This is a genomic window from Vibrio sp. 10N.222.48.A3, from assembly GCF_041475345.1.
In the GTDB taxonomy this organism is placed as follows: Bacteria; Pseudomonadota; Gammaproteobacteria; order Enterobacterales; family Vibrionaceae; genus Vibrio; species Vibrio tasmaniensis_A.
Genome location: NZ_JBFRVX010000094.1, coordinates 1 through 15,977, shown reverse-complemented (window position 1 = coordinate 15,977; position 15,977 = coordinate 1). Strand labels below are relative to the sequence as shown.

Genomic DNA, 15,977 nt, shown 5'->3' with positions numbered 1-15,977 from the left:
AATTACAGAGAACGACACCGTCCTTTTTGAATCTGATGCAATTGTTGAATACCTAGACGATAAATATACGCCGATTGAAGAGGTTTCACCCGAGCAGAAAGCACTCGACCGTGCTTGGTCTTATCAAGCGAGCAAACATTACATGCCACAGTGCGGCACCATGGCGAGTAAAGACAAAGAGACATTTGAAACACGCTTAGCCAATTTACAAAAGGCGTTCCTAAAGGCAGAGAAAAAACTGGGTGATACTGAGTTCTTTAAAGGGGATTACATCTCTAACGTCGACATCGCTTGGTTACCACTGTTACACCGAGCATTTGTTATTAAAGAGCGTTCAGGCTTCAATATGCTAGAAAGCTTCCCGAAAGTACAGAAGTGGCAAGCGGCGCTGATTGAATCTGGATTGACCGATAAAACCGTTCCAGCGGACTTTATTGACAAGTTCAGCGGCTTTTATTTAACGAATAACTACCTGGCAAGCCTAGCAGAAGCTCGCTAAAAAAAGATTAAGTATTTTATGGCGTTTAGGCCACAGACAACTAAAACCGCTCTAACGTTGAGCGGTTTTTTTATGTCAAAAATAACGATTGGTCACGCTATGGGCATAGTTGGTCCAAAGCCTGAAATTAGTTGGTTTTCACAAGCTTATAAACGGTAAATAATGCTAACTCATTTGGTAGTTGATCGGTATTTTGGTAAATTAAAGCTATTACAGACTTCCAGTGAGCAGCAATGAAGATTCTTCACACGTCCGATTGGCATCTTGGCCAAAACTTCTACAATAAAAGCCGTAAGAATGAACATGAACGGTTTTTACAATGGTTACTTGAGCAAGTTACAGAGCACGACATCGACGCGATCATTGTTGCTGGCGACATTTTCGATACCAGCACACCGCCGAGTTACGCTCGTGAGATGTATAATAAGTTTGTGGTCGATTCGAACAAGATCGGCTGCCAATTGGTGTTGTTAGGTGGAAATCACGATTCAGTCTCTGTGCTTAAAGAGACACAACAGCTGCTCAAATACATGGGTGCATACGTGATTCCTAATACCAATGAAGATCATGCGACTCAGGTTGTCGAACTAAAAGGCAAGAACGGCGATGTAGAAGCGCTGGTTTGTGCCATTCCCTTTATTCGCCCTCGCGATGTGTTGACCAGCCAGGCGGGCGTCACAGGCGTTGAGCGTCAGAAGCAACTCGGAGATGCAATCAAACAGCACTACCAAAGTGTTTATGATGCCGCTGTAGAAAAACGTGCGGAGTTTGAAAACAGCGAGCACATGCCGATTATCGCTACTGGTCATTTAACGGCGATGGGTGTTCAACAATCGGATTCGGTACGCGACATCTATGTCGGTAACCTTGATGGTTTTGCCGCTGATGGCTTCCCAGACGCAGACTATATTGCACTTGGTCATATCCACCGCCCACAAGTGGTGGCAAAGCGTGAATACATTCGTTACTGCGGCTCACCAATACCATTAAGCTTTGATGAACTTAAATCTCAAAAGCAGGTATGTGTGGTTGAGTTTGTTGAAGGCGAGCGCACCATTTCTCAATTGCCAGTTCCAACGTTTCAACCCCTAGCTGAAATCAAAGGTGACTTGAGCGAGATCGAATCTCAGCTGAACCAATACATAGGTTTAGATAGCGAACAAAGCGTGTGGTTATCAATAGAAGTGCAAGCGCAAGATTACTTATCAGATCTTCAAGAACGTATGCGCGCACTTACCGAAGGATTGAACGTCGAAGTGCTGCAACTGCGCCGCGCAAGAGAACGTCGCAATCAAGCATTAGAGCAAGAGTCGGCAGAAACGCTGTCAGAATTGAGCCCGATGGACGTGTTTACGAAGCGTATTGCCTTAGAAGAATTTGAAACCGATTCTGAAAAAGCGCGTTTAGAGCGTATGACGGTGAAGTTTAAACAAGTGATGGTTGAAGTGTCTGAGAGCGCTCAAGCGCCCAATAAAGTAGAAGAGTAGCCAGTATGAAGATTTTAAGCCTAGAATTTGAAAACCTGAACTCTTTGAAAGGACGTTGGAAGCTCGATTTTACCCAATCACCGTTTGCGGAAAATGGCTTGTTTGCGATCACCGGCCCAACGGGGGCGGGTAAGACAACGATTCTTGATGCGATTTGTTTGGCATTGTTCCACCGCACACCGCGTTTAAAGAGCATCGCTAAAGGCAACAACGAATTAATGACGCGTGGCACGGGTGAGTGTTTCGCTGAGCTTGAATTTGAAGTGCAGGGCAAAACGTATCGCTCTAACTTCCACCAAAAGCGAGCTCGCGGAAAGCACGATGGCGCATTACAAACGCCAACGTGTGAATTTGCGGATGCGGACACCGATAAAGTCTTAGAGACTATGTTGACCAAGAAGACAAAGTTGGTGGAGCAGGTAACGGGTCTCGATTTCTCACGCTTCACTAAATCCATCATGTTGTCTCAGGGTGAGTTTGCGGCGTTCTTAAATGCCAATGCTAACGACCGTGCCGAGCTACTTGAAGAGCTGACGGGTACAGAAGTCTATAGCCTGATCTCTGAGCGCATCTACGATCATTTCAAGTCGAGTGAAGAAGCACTGAACCACCTGAAAGCGAAAGCTGAAGGTGTCAGCTTACTGTCTGAAGAGCAAATCCAAGAGCTAACTGCAGAGCGTGAAACGTTAGAAACCGAACAGAAGCGATTAGCTGAGCAGTTAAAAGAGTGGCAAGCGCAACTAAGCTGGTGGAAAGACGTGACTAAAGCTGAGCAAACTATTGCGGTCAGTGAACACGATCTTAAAACCGCTCAAGATGAACTAGACCGTAATCAACCTTCATTAGAGCGCTTAGCAAACAGTGAGCCGGCTGAAAAGCTGCGCCCAATGCACAAAGATTTAAAGCGTTGCGAACAAGAGGTGAACACTACTCAAGCTTACCTAGATAACAGCACCAAGTTACTTGCCGTTCGTGATGCAGAAAAGCAAGACGCGCAAACTAAACTGACGCAAAGCAGTGCGATTGTCCAACAGGCGAAAAACGAGCAACAAGATCAAGAGAAGATCATCGATCTCGTCCGTCCGCTCGATAACCAAATTGCCGTACTCAAAGATAAGCAAACGGCGGCCGTTAATGCGGCGAATACGCTAAACGAACAACATACGCAGCAGCGCAATCAACAGGTTGTTTTAGTCCAAAAAACAGATGCACTGAAGCAACAAGATCAACTCAGTACTGAGTACTTAAATACACATCAAGCTGACCAACACCTGGAAAAATACCTAGGTCAGTGGCAAGCAAAGGTCGAGCAAGTTCGTACTTTAGAGCGCCAGCATTCAGAACAGTTGAACTCAGCGAAGCAAGCTTTGTCTGCGGTTGATGCTCAGCAAACGATCATCAAATCTGCGCAAGACGCGAAAGCAACGCAAGATAAGGCCTTAGCTGAATTGGCTGTGCTAGAGAGTAGTGCAAAGCAACAGTGGGAAGCATTGCAAGGCAACACCAGTGAGCAAGTATTGAATGCGCAAAAAGAGCTGTTGGAGTTTTGGAACCGCAATACCCATTCATTACTTGAGATCAATCGTGGCTTCCTAAATGCCCAGCAACAGCTGCACGCGAAAACACAGGCACATCAAACTAACATCCAGTTGGTCGACAAGCTTTCGAAAGAACGTGAAGTGCTGGTGGAGCGATATAAAGAGAGAGAGACTTCGCTTGAGCGATTAACGCGTTTGATTGATCAAGAAGGCGAATTGGCGAAATACCGTGCAGCTCTAGAATCTGGATCTGAATGCCCACTGTGTGGTTCAACAGACCATTCGATTGAACAGTCGCAAGACATTGCAAATTTGGTTGCTCAAAAAGATAGGGAAAACCTAGAACTAACGGCTATCAAAAAAGAAGGCCAAGAGCATCGTCAGCAGTTAGATTCTCTTGCCCCTATGATTGCGGCGCTGAACGATGACATTCAACGTGCGCAAGCGGATATTCAACAAGCTCAGCTGAATTGGCAAGGCGTTGTCGGCAAGCTTCAACAGAGCTTATCGGATTTCGTTGGCATGGCTCCTGAACTGGCGCTGCTAACAATTCACGATTTAGGCAATGAAGCTACAGTCGCGACCTTTGCTCAGCAGTGTGAACTTCAACTAAGTCACAGCGCGCAGCAACTCAAAGCGTTGGGCGATGCTAAAGCACACTATGCTGAAGCGGAGAAACAACGCTTGTCTGTAAGTGTTATGGCTGACAAGGCTCAGTCTAATCTCGAGTTGGCCGAGCAACGCTTAGCGGATCTGAATAAGCAAAACCAAGTCACAAACGAACAAGTGGCACAGATTGCTCAAGCGAAAGATCAGCAATGGAACGCTTTGAAAGAGAGCATTGTTCAAACTTCTATCGAAGCGCCTGAACTTGAACATATCGATGATTGGTTTACTGCGAAATCACAGGCATCAAGCACATGGCAGAAAACCAAACAGCAACAGGCTGATATTGAGAAGCAACTGATTACTCAAAATGCCGAATTGAAAATGTTAGACGACAAGCTAAGCAGTGTTGAGAAAGAGCTCGCGACACTGACGCAAGAGAGTGAGTCTCTGGTGCTAGGACTGACTCGTGTAACGGCTGAAAGAACAGAGTTGTTTGGTGACAAAGACATTCAAGCCACCAGCAATGCGATGAAGCAAAAAGTCATTGAAGCGGTAAATGCATTTGATGCCGCTCAGTTGGTGCTTAACCGCAGCGAACTTGAACATCGAACTGAGCAAACCAAACACACTGGTTTCTCGGACGAGTTAGTCAGTAAGCAATCGAGCTACACACAAGCGTCGAATGCTTGGTTAGAAGCACTGAAAACCAGCCCGTTCGAAGATGAAGCTAATTTTGAAGCGGCGTTGTTAGATGAAGAGGTTAGAACTCAACTTCAAAGCCTGAAGAAGTCTTTAGACGAAGCGATTGTCAGTGCACAAGCAAGGTTGAACACAGCAAAAGCTGCGCACGTGGAGCTGCAAAACCACGAGAATGCTAAAGCGTGGCAAGAGCAAAACCAACAGCAAGTTGAAGAAGCGACGACTGAGTGTCAAAACGAACAACAAAGCCATGCAACCAAGATCGGCGCAATTTCTGCCAATCTTGAAACGGATAGCCAGAACCGCAGTAATCAGCAAGATCTGTTCAAGCAGATCGACGAGCAGCAGGTCGAGTTTGATGATATCTCTCGTTTGAACTCACTTATTGGCTCTAAGAACGGCGATAAATTCCGTAAGTTTGCCCAAGGTTTAACGTTGGAAAACTTGGTGTACCTTGCGAACAAGCAGCTACAACGTTTGCATGGTCGTTACGAGCTAAAACGTAAAGCCGATGATGGCTTAGAACTGCAAGTGCTCGACACATGGCAGGGCGATGTGATGCGTGATACCAAGACGTTATCAGGTGGCGAAAGCTTTTTGGTGAGCTTGGCGTTGGCATTAGCGCTTTCTGATCTTGTGAGCTACAAAACCAGTATTGATTCTCTGTTCTTGGATGAAGGTTTCGGCACGCTGGATAGCGACACATTGGACATTGCCCTTAATGCGCTCGATAACTTGAATGCATCAGGCAAGATGATCGGTGTCATTAGCCACGTTGAAGCACTGAAAGAGCGAGTGCCCGTTCAGCTTAAAGTGACAAAACACTCTGGCTTAGGTGTCAGTGAGATGGAGAAGCAGTATAAGGTTGTTGCTTAGGTTCTAGCTATATTCCATCAGCGCAGAAATAGAAATAAAGCTAGATGAAGCAGATCCCCGACTCAGTCGTTCCTCCTTCTCGAGGATGACGGAGTCGGAAGTTGTAATTAATCACTTCGCCGTCATCCCTTAATGTCAGGATCGAATAAAAAGCAGCCGTCATTCCCTAAAGTGAGGCACGAGCGTAATAGGGAATCTGGGGTTGTTGGTATTACTTTCTTCATTTCCTAAAGTGAGCTACGAACGTAGTAGGGACTCTAGGTTTGTTGGTTTTACCTTCGTCATTCCTTCAAGTGAGGTACGAACGTAATAGGGAATCTGGGGTTGGTCGTATTACCTTCGTCATTCCCTGAAGCGAGAATCGAGCGTAATAGAGAATCACTAGTAGACGCAGGAAGTGGACTCATCAAAAAGGAAGCGGCCATGCACAAGAAACCACATCTACCCACCAAGACATGTCCCGTTTGCCTCAAACCATTCTCATGGCGTAAAAAATGGCAACGTTGTTGGGAAGAGGTGATTTATTGCTCTGAACGTTGTCGTCGCCATAAGACAAAACCCACATAATCTCCCTTCATTTAAGAATCTATTGAGAATAACCACTCATTTAACGAGTTAATATTTTATCTGTCAGGTAACTCATGTATAAAGACGACATGAAGATACCTAAAAGAATACAGCCTTTAGTTGACGATGGTTTAGTCGACGAGGTGACAAGCCAACTCATGAGTGGCAAAGAAGCATCTGTGTACATTGTACGCTGCGGCGATACGATCCGTTGTGCCAAGGTATATAAGGAAATTAGCCAGCGCAGCTTTAAAAAAGCGACCGCGTATCGTGAAGGCCGAAAAGTCCGAAATAGCCGCCGTGCTCGAGCGATGGAAAAAGGCTCTGGCTTTGGTCGAGAGCAACAAGAAAAGGTTTGGCAAAGTGCTGAAGTGGATGCCTTATATAAACTGGCAGAAGCGGGCGTACGTGTGCCTGTCCCTTACGGTTGCTTTGATGGCGTGCTGCTTATGGAACTGGTCACTGACGATGATGGTTATGTTGCACCACGTTTGAACGATGTTGTAATGCCACCAGAACAAGCGATTGAAGATCATGCGGTGATGATGACTTACGTGGTTAAAATGCTTTGCGTTGGTTTGATCCATGGTGACTTGTCTGAGTTTAACGTATTGGTTGATGAATACGGTCCGGTGATTATCGATCTACCACAAGCGGTTGATGCTTCGGCGAACAACAACGCTGAGTGGATGTTGGCTCGTGACATCAATAATATCCGTGACTACTACGCTCAGTTTGCTCCTGAATTGGCGAAAACCGAGTATGCCAAGGAAATGTGGGCGCTTTACGAGAAAGGCGACTTAAAGCCAGACAGCAAGCTGACGGGCGAGTTTACAGAAACTGACGATTTGGCAGACATCGAAGCCATTATGCAAGAGATAGATGCTGCGCGAATTGAAGAACAACACCGACGCGAGCGTGTTAAAGAAGAGAAAGAAGGTGTAGACGACAGTAAGTTCAATTGGGCTGAGTAGTCGTAATGACCCGTTTTGATCTTTCGTAAAATGTCAGTCATAACGCCTTAAAAAACTAAGGCGCTCTTTCAAAAAATAACCCAATAGAGCCTCAACTCTGTTGGGTTATTTTTTTTAACACTCATGAAAGACGGCCACTGGTATTAACTACCACTTTAACTGCTCACCATCGTAAGCGTAGAAGTGCCCACTGTTATCAGGTGTAGCAGTGCGAATGATGTCCACCAATTGATGGGCGACATAGCTCGACTCAAACAACTTACCTTCAGGGACATTGGTCTGGAAAGGCTTAGATAAAGCCGTGTCTGCTGTGCCCGGGTGGAGCGCTAACACTGTGCCTTTCTTCAATGTACGTTGCCATTCAATCGACATGGTTTTGATGAACATGTTGAGTGCAGCTTTAGATGAGCGATAGCTATACCAACCGCCTAATCGGTTGTCTGAAATGCTGCCGACTTTGGCTGATACCACGGCAAATTTGGGATTGTCACTGGATTTGAGGATCGGCGTAAAGTGCTTGGCCAGTAATAAGCTTGGTAGGGTGTTTACCGAGATGTTTTTCAGAAAGAACTCTGGGTCGATAGAAGATAGATTCTTTTCAGGCCCTAGATCTGGCGTATGAAGCATACCCACGCAATTTATTAACCAATCCAATCGCTCGAATTGAGTGCTTAGTCGTTCAATATCAGCTTCGTTGGTGGCATCGACTTGGTGCCAATTTAAACGGTTATCTTCCAATTCTGGTCGTTGTGAATGATAAGTCGCGTCGACATGTACATCGAGAAAATCAAAGCGAGACAGCTCAGACAATAGGTGCTTAACCACAGCGAATCCAATACCTCCGCTGCCACCAATGACCAATATGTGTAATCTGAGTTGTTCCACCATTATAAGTTCTCCAAGTTAGTCAGTCGTTGTTCTGCGGTGTCGAGTATCGCTTGTTGGTCTTGCTCATCCATATTGTCCCAAGAGCGATAAAGCATCCCCATTCGAGGGTTGCGATTTAAGGCATCGCGATGTTTGTTCATGAAGCGCCAGTACAAGCTATTGAAAGGGCAAGATTGCTCTCCGCTGCGTTCTTTTATCTTGTAGTGACAGCCTTTGCAGTAGTCACTCATACGGTTGATGTAAGAACCGCTGGCAGAGTATGGTTTGGTTCCGACGATCCCGCCATCCGCAAAAAGTGCCATACCTCGCGTATTTGGCATTTCGACCCACTCAATCGCATCGACGTATATACCAAGGTACCAACTGTCTACTTGGTCGGGGTCTATACCCGTAATTAAGCAGAAGTTGCCAGTGATCATTAACCTTTGGATGTGATGCGCGTAAGCAAACTCAAGGGACTGGTCAATCGCATGCTTCATGCAATTCATATTGGTTTGTCCGTCCCAAAAATAATGGGGCAGCTTATTGGTTGCTGAATAATGGTTTTTATTGGCGTACGCAGGCATGTTTGCCCAATAGACGGCGCGTATGTACTCTCTCCAACCTAGAATTTGTCGCACAAACCCTTCGATTTGTGCAATATCGATAGTGGGTGCATTTGGCTTAGAAGGAACTTGATAAGCTGATAACGCAGCACCAATCACTTCTTTAGGGCTCAGCAGTTTACTGTTCAGCGAAAACGAAATACGGCTATGATACAAGCTCCATTTAGAGTCGTGTTCTGTAGTCATCGCATCCTGAAACTGCCCAAATAACGGTAAGCAAACCTGGCAGAAATGAGCGAGCAGAGACAAGCTTTGTGCGCGGTTAACTGGCCATAATAATTGGTCGCCAACTTCACCAATGGTTTGAACTTGATGACGCTCGATGCGTTCTAAAATCGCGGAAATGTCGTTGGCAAACATCAGAGGTTGAGGCAGGCTTTCAATGTCTTGTTTCTTGAGTTTCTTTCGATTGCTCGCATCGTAATTCCATTTTCCACCAACGGGCTTTCCGTCTTCTAGCAAAATGTCGAAGCGCTTTCTCATTCGGCGATAGAAATGTTCCATCATGATGTGTTTGTTTTTCGGAAACTGTTGTTCTATCTCTTCGAATGGAAAGAGGAAGTGTTCCGTATCACAACAACCTTTGGTCGCATTAGTGAGCTTCAGCTTGTTCATCTGCTCTAAAAGGCGATATTCATCTGGCCTTTGATATTCGAATTTCTCAGCGCCGAATTCGTGGACATAGTGCTGCAATAGCGCATCGAAATTTTCAAATTGAGTCGTGTCATCAAGAGTTAAGTGGAGTACCTGATGACCTTGTTGTTTGAGTTCGTCGGTAAAATAGCCCATCGCCGAGAAAAAAGCCGCCACCTTTTGGATGTGCGATGCAACGTAGTCAGTCTCTTGCTTAAGTTCGGCAATGATGTAAATGACCTCGTCGTCAACCTGTTGAAACCAAGAGTGCTGGATATTGAGTTGGTCGCCTAAGACAAGGCGCACGGTTTTGAAATTCATAACACATCCTGAATGTTAGTTAAGGCAGGTTCTTTGCTGCTCGCATTCCACTTGTTGATGAACGCATGGTCTGGATCGTACATATCTGTTTGCTTACCCAAATCAAAATGTCGTGATTTAGGTTTAGGTTGTTTAGCATCATTTTGCTTGTTGGCTTGGGTGTTTACCTGAGAATTGAGAGCCCCGGCTATATATGCCCAATTGCCCCAATTTGATGCCACGTCATAGTCGATAAGTTGGCTCTCAAAATAGGCTGCGCCGTGTCGCCAGTCGATCCCTAGTTCATAGATCAAACAGCTAGCCGCAAGCTGTCTTCCTCGATTAGACATATAGCCTGTTTCGTTAAGTTGGCGCATACATGCATCGACAATCGGATAGTTGGTATTGCCACTTTTCCATTTGGCTAAATTCAGGTTCAACGTCGCTGAGGAGTTTGAAGAGTCGAGTTTATGGTTTGAGGTTTCACCGAACAACGACGAACCCAATGACAAACACTTCCAATAGAAATATTCGCGCCACAACAACTCAAAGTAGATCCAATAGGTTGATTCGTTACTGCCATGTTCGGTTTCGAACTGTTTCAAATGGCGATAAATCGTTTTAGGCGAGACGCAGCCGAGTGCCAGCCACGGCGAGAACTTGGTTGAGTTTTCGATGCCGTCAAATGCGTTTCGAGTCTGCTTATAATTAAGAGCGTAATCATGTGAAAAGTAGTTATCTAAATGCGCTAGTCCGGCATCTTCTCCACCCAAATAATCGCTTATTACTGCGCTTTCATCATTTGGTGAACTGAATAATGAGATTGTCGATGTCGATGTCGATGTCGATGTCGATGCTAGTCTCACTGCTGGTGGTAGAGCTGAAATAACCGTCTCATTGCGATTAACGTCTAAGTGTTCGACTAGCTTTCTAAATTTGGTAAACGAGCTCGGGACTTTTGATAATTCAAACGGCATCTCATGTGAGTCAAACAAGGTCGAGTGGTGTGGCAAACATGTTATTAAGTCAGGGTGACGACTTTGTAGTGAATGAATCAATTGTCTCTCATCGTAACCGCAGTGTGCATTGGCGAAAAAGTGGGTGACGTGTTGTGTAGCAATGATTTGGCTGAGTGTTTGCTCGGCTGCGTCTGGTTCTAAATGATTACTGTGAATCACAACCAGTTGCTGCCCAAGCCTCACTAAATTCGATTCTAAATTGTCTATTGATTGTGAAACAAAAGTCTGGCGATGCGCGCCATAACTTTGCTCTTGCGCGAGATCAGCAGAGAAACGAACCAAAGTGGGTTCGACAATCGCGCAAATGAGTTTGTCGACGCTCTGTGCTGCGCAATGGAGCAATTGATTGTCGTTGATTCTTAAGTCGTTTGTAAAAAGATAGAGACCAATCTTTTTCATTACTTACACTCGTAATTTTTAATCATTAGACGCTTACGAGTTGATAAGCTGACAAGATCACAAATGAACTCAGCAAGTGGGTGACAGTTGGGTTTGGGCAAATAAGAGGGGATGTAAGCCAACCAATAATACCGATAGAGGCTGGCAATGCAGGAAGTTTTTAAAGTTCGAACGGCAGTATCTAATCCATTGGAACGATTAGAATATCGACTGGAGATGTGTCGATGATCTGTTTCGAATGGGAAATGATTTTATGCCAAAAATCGTGGTGATGGCCACATAGTAGTAGGTCAACGCCATTTACCTCGATGGTATTTTTGAGCTTATCATTCAAATCTCCCGTTCCCACGAATATGTGCTTGATTGGGTGCTTGGCGTACGCCTCAAACTCTTTCAAATGCTTAACGGAATCTTCATTGATGGGTAGATCGCCTTCATTTCCCTGAATATCAACGAGTTCAGGGTAAATCTCGCCATGCGTGCCGTCGATATAAACAAACGAAATGCCAGCCTCTAGTTTGTTTGCGAAGAAGGTCGCTCGATCAATCAGAATCTTAGTGTCGTCGGACATTTCAACAGCGACCAGAATATGTCGGTATTCCATAATTAAAGCCTCATGTTATCAGTTATATAACAAGCATAGTTTTTGTTAGCACAAATGATATCGAAGAGATCTCATATTGCATAAAATCATCATTCAATGATCTTCTAAGCACTATCGTATTTATATCGCTTTGATTGATAAGAAATTTACAAAAGGTTGTTATAGTGGTTGAAGCGCTAGCTTATTCTGTTAGATAGGCTTTACGGTTTAATGCGCCAATAACGAAGAGGCATCAATGACAGCACTACTCACCATTCCCACTAGGACGTTAGGTTTCGACTACGATATTGAGATCCGAGATTGGTCTCAAAAGCTTGTCGGCTTTCATGTGTTTGAAGATGGTCGACTCCCGCTCGACGGTGGTATTGGTTTAAGCCTCAATCTTGTTGAACAGTTTGATGTAAATGGTCGTTGGTTAGATTCGTTACCTGCTCGTTATCGTGAGATAACCGATGATTTCCCTGAGTATCAATACCAGATGCTTTGGCTCGCGGCGAACACTTATGAGGCAGCACAACTGCTTGAATTAAGGCCGGTTATCTTGGCGTTAATCTGCATGAAACACAGTGTCGATAACAAGAAAGCATTGGAACTGAGTCGCCTAGGGCAGAAGAGAATCTTAACCGAATTGGGATTAGACAGTAGTAAAGCGACCCTTAAATTTATCGATAAGCTAGAGCTTCATTACAACGTCGGTGATGAGCTTGACCACATTGTGCGAATTCTCGAACCCCTGCAAAGACGTGTTCTTAAATTCAAGCATTACTCCAAAGTTGGCTACACAGCGCTGCGTTTGGATCAGGTTCATCCGTTTTTAACCGGCAGTCGATTAGGTATTGCAATGGTTGAAGAGGGAAGGCTCAATGCGCCTTCAAAGATGGCCATGTTCCAAGACGCGATTTTACTGGGTCAAGATTTGGAGATGGACGATCCACTGCGTGCAATCACTAGCCAAAATTCCTTTGCTATGTTTGAGCAACTGCATGATAGATGGACAGAACAGCGTCAGTTACGCCGTCTAGAAGGAAATCGGCCTGTGGACATGGACATCCCTTATCCCGTTCCTTTACTTGGTAATGACAACATTCATCCGCTTACTGATTACTACGACCTTGAACAAGAGGGCGTGGAACAGAAACATTGTATTGGCGTCTATCACAATCGAATCATGAGCGACCGCTATGTGGTGTTTCGAATGCTTAAGCCTCAGCGCTTAACCATTGGCCTACGTCGTGTTCCAAGCAAAGCCTTTCCGTTTGAAATTGACCAGATTTGTGGGAAACGAAATGCACCGCCATCCGAGTCTGCTCGCCAAGTTATTCATGATTGGTTAGAAGAAGCGAGTAAGCAAAAGTATCCGAAGCAATAGCTGTGACGTAGAAGGAATAACAGGATGTTTCAACAAGGTGATTTATGCCCGCATTGTGGTTTGATTATTGTGATGCCTACGGATTTGCAAGCCGAATGCTTGGGGTGTGGCGAAGAAATCAATGAAGACCCAGCAGACAGTTACGACGAAGAAGAGTAACTTTACCTACCCTGATATAAACCAAGGTTAGGATGGCCGTATTAGCCCTTCAAAGGATGGACAAATGCAGAAAGTAATCTTTAGAAATTGCGATGAAAACTCACCTTATTGGAGTGAGTTAGAGGGCTTATTTCAAAGCGAATGGTGTAATTTCAAGTTTAAAGATACCTATAAAGAAAACGTAAAACTCCCTCCAGTAATAACAGTACTTCGCGATAATGTGGTCATTGGTGGCTTGGCGTATTCCTATTTTCAAGAGCCTCACCAGGTTCGGGATGTGGTGTGGATAAACGCCGTGTTTGTTGGCCCTGTATGGCGCGGTCAAGGTATTGCGAGTGAATTGATTAAACGAGCTGTTGAACAAATGCCAGACTATTATCAATCCCAACCCTTGAAAGATTCAACGTCTAAGTTGTACGCCTACACCAATATTGCGCCTTTGTACCTTTCTCTTGGTTGGTCAATCGTCGATATCGAATCAGAACCGAACCATAAAGTGATGAGTATTGAGCTTAATCGATAAGTTCGAAATAAAAACTTTGATATTAGGTTATCTGCCTTTCGAGTAATGAAGCTCTCTCTTTCATCAACAATGCATAACTCTGTTAAATTTTCGTTGAAACTCATGCCTATATCGCTTTTAAATCAAACAACTCGCTGTTGATTAAAACGATCTCTACGATTTATTGCACCAGTTGTTGAGCACCAAGCCTATATTGACTAGAATGACGCACTTTTTTTATTTACGTACATACAGGTAATGAACATGAGCGATACTAATTCAAGACCAGCTTTACCAGATCATCTTGCAGGTAACCCACGCAGCCCACACCACGTGGCTGAGTGTTTCGAATACCCAATCGGCATTCGTCTAAATGGTAAAGAGCGTACTGATGTTGAAGAATACTGCATCAGCGAAGGTTGGGTTAAGATCCCTTCTCCTAAAGCGCTAGATCGTTTTGGTCAGCCAATGCTTATTACTCTAAAAGGCACAGTAGAAGCTTTCTACATCGAAGATTAATCACTTCGTGTAACTCGATAATGTCGAGTACAAAACGCTGTTATATAGAAGGGTCTAGAGAAATCTAGGCCCTTTTTGTTTGCGTATGCTTCCTTAAGTCGACTTTACCAAGCGATACCTGCTCCAATTGAGAACTCCAAGTCTTCTCCTTCTGCTTTATCGAAACCTGCGGTCACAACAAAGCCACTGTCCATGATGTAGGTTGCATCTAAGCCACCAACTTGTTTGGTTGAGCTGTCAGAGAACTCACGGTTATCTAAAGTGACGTCCATATGGGTACGCTTAATCCCGTAACCTGGGGTGATGTACAAGTTTTCGGTGATACCAATAGGGGCGTGAAACTGATATTCGTTGTCGTGTTGCTTGTATTCGTACGATTCTTCACCTTCGTTATAAGCCGAGCGAGTAAACTCGATGCCATAACCTATGCTTCCCGGACCACGATATTTGATGTAAGAAGCAGACCAATCTCTCCACCCTCGTTCAGCTGATAGGCCAAATGTTATCGCAGTTTCTTCTTGGTTTTGTTCATTGGCTTGTGCGTTAGACATAGTGAACAGCAAGACAGCGGCTAATGTCAGAAGGGGGAACTTTTTGATGGTCATTGGATCTCTCGCTTATGTATACAAAATATCGGCGAATTCAAAGTACTGAATGCCAGTAAATTAGTAACCTAGTCCGGATCTTCCTTGAGCTTTTTAGTTATGTATTCTTGGTTGATGCTTGATCGGCATCCTCTTGGATTTGAGGATGCCTTTTTGATATGGGATTGGTGATAAGTATTACTTCAAAGTACGTAGCTTATTAACCTGCATTTTTGCTCGCACTTTGGTGGCTTGTGCTTGCGACGGCAAGTTGTCTTTAACCTTGTTTTTAATGTCTGCGACAGGGATGAAGTTCCACTGACCGTCGTGATACTTAACCACAAATGTTTCACGGTTCATTTCTTCACGGAACACCCAAACACCATCGTCGAGACGCTTAAAGTCACCAACTACATTGCCGTTCGTACCTCGAATAGTCCAAAAGGTATGTTCAGTATCAAGATAAGACTTCTGCTCACCTGAGATCATCTTGTCTCCAGAGCTAACTTTGACATAGTTATCACGAATGATGATTTCACCAACACGTTTATCATCTACGTAGATGCTGTATAGCGTTTCGTGATCATCAGAACGTTGTTTTACGGCGCTTATATGAGCTTCACCTGTGTCTTTATTAAAAAATGGTACATCACCGATATCTGGGATGTAGACGAAGCCTAGATCAGCTTGTTCAATGGTATCAGCAATGTTTTTTGAATCATCTTTGCCATAGCCAGGGTCGATATTATCAAACCCATTGTCGACATCACTATCAGAGTCGCCGTTTCCAAAACCTGGGTCAATGTTTTCGAAACCATAGTCACCATCAAATTGAGGTTGTGCCGGTTCAGAACCACTGCCAGATGAACAACCTGCTAAAACAGCAGTAAGAACGAGTGCGATAAGTGATTTGTTCATGATATTTCCTAACGTTTGTTGAATTCGTAAGATGCTCACTGACTAACCTCACTACTAGGTGATGGGTACACACCTTGTGTATAGACATTGCTGCATCGCTTGAGATGTACAATAAACAACCTTGGTAATTCGATAAATAAACGGAAAGAAATACAAAACATCACCATTGGCTATGTATTGCTAGTTATACGCATTGCCGATTGCGATGTGCGACTTATCTATTCACATT

At 44.4% G+C, this 15,977-nt stretch carries 15 protein-coding genes; 9 read left to right on the top strand and 6 right to left on the bottom strand.

Translation table 11 applies throughout. The annotated features are described in order from the left end of the window. From AB4653_RS03620 to AB4653_RS03600, 5 genes are all read left to right on the top strand, one after another. The coding region (locus tag AB4653_RS03620) for a glutathione S-transferase family protein (RefSeq protein ID WP_372103349.1) at positions 1-499 on the top strand (499 nt) is incomplete at its 5' end. Between the two features lie 233 nt (positions 500-732). Then, positions 733-1,986 (top strand): exonuclease subunit SbcD, encoded by a 1,254-nt coding sequence (sbcD, locus tag AB4653_RS03615; RefSeq protein WP_102258510.1) that lies wholly within the window; start codon positions 733-735, stop codon positions 1,984-1,986. 5 nt (positions 1,987-1,991) lie between these two features. Continuing rightward, entirely contained in the window at positions 1,992-5,708 is a 3,717-nt protein-coding gene (locus AB4653_RS03610; protein ID WP_102258509.1) for an SbcC/MukB-like Walker B domain-containing protein, read from the top strand. A 423-nt stretch (positions 5,709-6,131) separates the two neighbouring features. Next, positions 6,132-6,275: a DUF2256 domain-containing protein gene (locus AB4653_RS03605; RefSeq protein ID WP_076671818.1), complete on the top strand. Its 144-nt coding sequence runs from the start codon at positions 6,132-6,134 to the stop codon at positions 6,273-6,275. A gap of 89 nt (positions 6,276-6,364) precedes the next feature. Beyond that, positions 6,365-7,249, top strand: a complete 885-nt coding sequence (locus tag AB4653_RS03600; RefSeq protein ID WP_029221996.1) for a PA4780 family RIO1-like protein kinase — start codon at positions 6,365-6,367, stop codon at positions 7,247-7,249. A 147-nt stretch (positions 7,250-7,396) separates the two neighbouring features. On the opposite strand, the gene AB4653_RS03595 is transcribed toward AB4653_RS03600, so the two are convergent. The 4 genes from AB4653_RS03595 to AB4653_RS03580 form a co-directional block, all read right to left on the bottom strand. Next, positions 7,397-8,137 (bottom strand): SDR family oxidoreductase, encoded by a 741-nt coding sequence (locus AB4653_RS03595; protein WP_102258508.1) that lies wholly within the window; start codon positions 8,135-8,137, stop codon positions 7,397-7,399. After that, entirely contained in the window at positions 8,137-9,696 is a 1,560-nt protein-coding gene (locus tag AB4653_RS03590; protein ID WP_102258507.1) for a cryptochrome/photolyase family protein, read from the bottom strand. Before AB4653_RS03590 ends, AB4653_RS03595 begins: the two co-directional genes overlap by 1 nt. Next, positions 9,693-11,093, bottom strand: a complete 1,401-nt coding sequence (locus AB4653_RS03585) for a DASH family cryptochrome (protein WP_102258506.1) — start codon at positions 11,091-11,093, stop codon at positions 9,693-9,695. The genes AB4653_RS03590 and AB4653_RS03585 overlap by 4 nt, the downstream gene beginning before the upstream one ends. A gap of 181 nt (positions 11,094-11,274) precedes the next feature. Then, positions 11,275-11,697, bottom strand: a complete 423-nt coding sequence (locus tag AB4653_RS03580; protein ID WP_012604051.1) for a universal stress protein — start codon at positions 11,695-11,697, stop codon at positions 11,275-11,277. A gap of 235 nt (positions 11,698-11,932) precedes the next feature. Here AB4653_RS03580 and AB4653_RS03575 point away from each other — a divergent pair, with 235 nt between their 5' ends. From AB4653_RS03575 to AB4653_RS03560, 4 genes are all read left to right on the top strand, one after another. Further along, complete coding sequence (locus AB4653_RS03575; protein ID WP_102258505.1) at positions 11,933-13,066, top strand: PcfJ domain-containing protein; 1,134 nt, start codon at positions 11,933-11,935, stop codon at positions 13,064-13,066. 24 nt (positions 13,067-13,090) lie between these two features. Next, positions 13,091-13,225: a hypothetical protein gene (locus AB4653_RS03570; protein WP_276605430.1), complete on the top strand. Its 135-nt coding sequence runs from the start codon at positions 13,091-13,093 to the stop codon at positions 13,223-13,225. A 64-nt stretch (positions 13,226-13,289) separates the two neighbouring features. After that, on the top strand, positions 13,290-13,748 hold the full coding sequence (locus tag AB4653_RS03565; RefSeq protein ID WP_102258504.1) for a GNAT family N-acetyltransferase: 459 nt from the start codon (positions 13,290-13,292) through the stop codon (positions 13,746-13,748). A 243-nt stretch (positions 13,749-13,991) separates the two neighbouring features. After that, positions 13,992-14,246 (top strand): DUF3297 family protein, encoded by a 255-nt coding sequence (locus tag AB4653_RS03560; RefSeq protein WP_029223190.1) that lies wholly within the window; start codon positions 13,992-13,994, stop codon positions 14,244-14,246. Positions 14,247-14,350: 104 nt separating this feature from the next. Here the strand turns inward: AB4653_RS03560 and AB4653_RS03555 are convergent, their stop codons facing one another. Then, a complete protein-coding gene (locus AB4653_RS03555; RefSeq protein ID WP_102258503.1) occupies positions 14,351-14,851 on the bottom strand; it encodes a hypothetical protein in 501 nt (166 codons plus the stop codon). Positions 14,852-15,028: 177 nt separating this feature from the next. Beyond that, entirely contained in the window at positions 15,029-15,748 is a 720-nt protein-coding gene (locus tag AB4653_RS03550; protein ID WP_102258502.1) for a membrane lipoprotein lipid attachment site-containing protein, read from the bottom strand. Between the last annotated feature and the right edge of the window lie 229 nt (positions 15,749-15,977).

What these genes read in the sequence shown, in the direction of transcription:
- AB4653_RS03555 (WP_102258503.1), bottom strand. Translation starts at nt 14,851, where the DNA reads ATGACCATCAAAAAGTTCCCCCTTCTGACATTAGCCGCTGTCTTGCTG.
- AB4653_RS03570 (WP_276605430.1), top strand. Translation starts at nt 13,091, where the DNA reads ATGTTTCAACAAGGTGATTTATGCCCGCATTGTGGTTTGATTATTGTG.
- AB4653_RS03590 (WP_102258507.1), bottom strand. Translation starts at nt 9,696, where the DNA reads ATGAATTTCAAAACCGTGCGCCTTGTCTTAGGCGACCAACTCAATATC.
- AB4653_RS03595 (WP_102258508.1), bottom strand. Translation starts at nt 8,137, where the DNA reads ATGGTGGAACAACTCAGATTACACATATTGGTCATTGGTGGCAGCGGA.
- AB4653_RS03565 (WP_102258504.1), top strand. Translation starts at nt 13,290, where the DNA reads ATGCAGAAAGTAATCTTTAGAAATTGCGATGAAAACTCACCTTATTGG.
- AB4653_RS03585 (WP_102258506.1), bottom strand. Translation starts at nt 11,093, where the DNA reads ATGAAAAAGATTGGTCTCTATCTTTTTACAAACGACTTAAGAATCAAC.
- AB4653_RS03600 (WP_029221996.1), top strand. Translation starts at nt 6,365, where the DNA reads ATGAAGATACCTAAAAGAATACAGCCTTTAGTTGACGATGGTTTAGTC.
- AB4653_RS03605 (WP_076671818.1), top strand. Translation starts at nt 6,132, where the DNA reads ATGCACAAGAAACCACATCTACCCACCAAGACATGTCCCGTTTGCCTC.
- AB4653_RS03580 (WP_012604051.1), bottom strand. Translation starts at nt 11,697, where the DNA reads ATGGAATACCGACATATTCTGGTCGCTGTTGAAATGTCCGACGACACT.
- AB4653_RS03550 (WP_102258502.1), bottom strand. Translation starts at nt 15,748, where the DNA reads ATGAACAAATCACTTATCGCACTCGTTCTTACTGCTGTTTTAGCAGGT.
- AB4653_RS03560 (WP_029223190.1), top strand. Translation starts at nt 13,992, where the DNA reads ATGAGCGATACTAATTCAAGACCAGCTTTACCAGATCATCTTGCAGGT.
- AB4653_RS03610 (WP_102258509.1), top strand. Translation starts at nt 1,992, where the DNA reads ATGAAGATTTTAAGCCTAGAATTTGAAAACCTGAACTCTTTGAAAGGA.
- sbcD (WP_102258510.1), top strand. Translation starts at nt 733, where the DNA reads ATGAAGATTCTTCACACGTCCGATTGGCATCTTGGCCAAAACTTCTAC.
- AB4653_RS03575 (WP_102258505.1), top strand. Translation starts at nt 11,933, where the DNA reads ATGACAGCACTACTCACCATTCCCACTAGGACGTTAGGTTTCGACTAC.